The sequence below is a fragment of the Streptomyces smaragdinus genome (assembly GCF_009604385.1).
Classification (GTDB): Bacteria; Actinomycetota; Actinomycetes; order Streptomycetales; family Streptomycetaceae; genus Streptomyces; species Streptomyces smaragdinus.
On record NZ_WEGJ01000095.1, the window covers coordinates 1 to 1,841 of the forward strand.

Consider the following 1,841-nt stretch of genomic DNA (forward strand, 5'->3'; position numbering starts at 1 on the left):
GGAGCAATGCTCAGGACTTGTGGATCGGTCTTCGGGACGGGACGCGAAGGGCGTACCTTCCCGAGTGATCTACAAGTCACCGAGTAGAGGCCCGCGTTCGCAGCGCGGGTCGGGAAGGCACGCCCGTGCTCAGCGTAGTGAACGCCGACGGCTCCACCGAGTCCGGCTCCCTGATCGACGAGATCGTCCGCGAGGGCGCCCGGCGCATGCTCGCCGCCGCGCTGGAGGCCGAAGTCAACCAGTACATAGCCGAGCTGGCCGCCGAGACCGACGAGGCCGGGCGCCGCCTGGTGGTCCGCAACGGCCACCACCGGCCCCGCACCGTGACCACCGCCGCAGGTCCCGTCGAGGTCACGGCCCCGCGCGTGAACGACAAGCGGGTCGACGCGGCCACCGGAGAGCGGATGCGGTTCTCCTCGAAGATCCTGCCGCCGTGGTGCCGCAAGTCGCCCAAGGTCAGCGAGGTGCTGCCACTGCTCTACCTGCACGGGCTGTCCTCGGGAGACTTCGTGCCCGCGCTGGAGCAGTTCCTCGGCTCGGCGGCCGGCCTGTCGCCGGCCACCGTGACCCGGCTGACGAAGCAGTGGAGCGACGACCACGCCGCCTTCCAGCAGCGCGACCTCGCTGAGTCCGACTACGTGTACGTGTGGGCCGACGGGGTGCACCCCAAGGTCCGGCTCGGGCAGGCACACTCCTGTGTCCTGGTGCTGATGGGTGTGCGCCTGGACGGCACCAAGGAACTGATCGCGCTGGCCGAGGGGCTGCGCGAGTCGACTGAGTCGTGGGCCGATCTGCTGCGCGACTGCCGCCGCCGGGGCATGCGCGATCCCGAGCTGGTCGTCGGCGACGGCGCGATGGGCCTGTGGAAGGCCCTGGCGGAGGTGTTCCCGGCCGCCCGGCACCAGCGGTGCTGGGTCCACAAAGCCAGGAATGTCACGAATGCCCTGCCGAAGTCCGCACAGCCGGGCGCGACGAAGGCGATGCAGGAGATCTACAACGCCGAGGACCGCACGCACGCCGAGAAGGCCATCGAGGCGTTCGCGAAGACCTACGGCGCCAAGTTCCCCAAGGCCGTCGCGAAGATCACCGACGACGCCGAGGAACTGCTGGCGTTCTACGACTTCCCGGCCGAGCACTGGATCCACCTGCGGACCACGAACCCCATTGAGTCGACCTTCTCCACCGTCAAGCTCCGCACCAAGGTCACCCGCGGCGCCGGCAGCCCGGCCGCAGCCCTCGCGATGGTCTTCAAGCTCGTCGAGTCCGCCCAGGCCCGCTGGCGCGCGGTCACCGGAGCCCACCTCGTCGCCCTGGTCCGCGCGGGCGCCACGTTCGAGAACGGCATCCTCGTCGAGCGAGAACAGACCACGGCAGCCTGACAGCCCCTGCTACCTGTCACGTCGCGAAAGGGAGAGAAGGACCGGTCATGCCCGAACCCACAGCACCGCCCACCGAGTTCATCCGTGCCTACGAGAAGGCGACCAACAGTCACGACATCACCCAGCTCATCCCGCTGATCGCTCCCGAGGCCGTCTACTGGTTCTCCGACGGATCCCACCGCGGGCGCGAAGCCGTCCTCTCCGCCATCGCCGAGACCTTCGCCACCATCCGCGACGAGGTCTACCGGATCGACGATCTGGAGTGGATCGCCCACAGCGATGACCACGCGGTATGCCGCTACCGGTTCACCTGGACCGGAACCATCGACGGCCAGCCGCGATCAGGAAACGGCCGCGGCACCAACGTGCTCGTCAACAACGCCGGAACCTGGCAGATGCTCCACGAACACCTCAGCGCATAACCAGGCGGCAGCATCGATCCACAGGAATTGACAATTGCTC

The 1,841-nt window shown here is 68.3% G+C and carries 2 protein-coding genes; both read left to right on the top strand.

Going from position 1 to position 1,841, the window contains the following annotated elements; translation table 11 throughout:
- Positions 1–125: 125 nt before the first annotated feature.
- Positions 126–1,379 carry an IS256 family transposase gene (locus SRB5_RS35695; RefSeq protein WP_323379057.1) on the top strand — a complete coding sequence of 418 codons (1,254 nt, stop codon included), beginning with the start codon at positions 126–128 and terminating at the stop codon, positions 1,377–1,379.
- Positions 1,380–1,426: 47 nt separating this feature from the next.
- A complete protein-coding gene (locus tag SRB5_RS35700) occupies positions 1,427–1,801 on the top strand; it encodes a YybH family protein (RefSeq protein WP_153458019.1) in 375 nt (124 codons plus the stop codon).
- Positions 1,802–1,841 lie beyond the last annotated feature (40 nt).

Coding starts and splice junctions, on each gene's coding strand:
- SRB5_RS35700 (WP_153458019.1), top strand. CDS start 1,427: ATGCCCGAACCCACAGCACCGCCCACCGAGTTCATCCGTGCCTACGAG.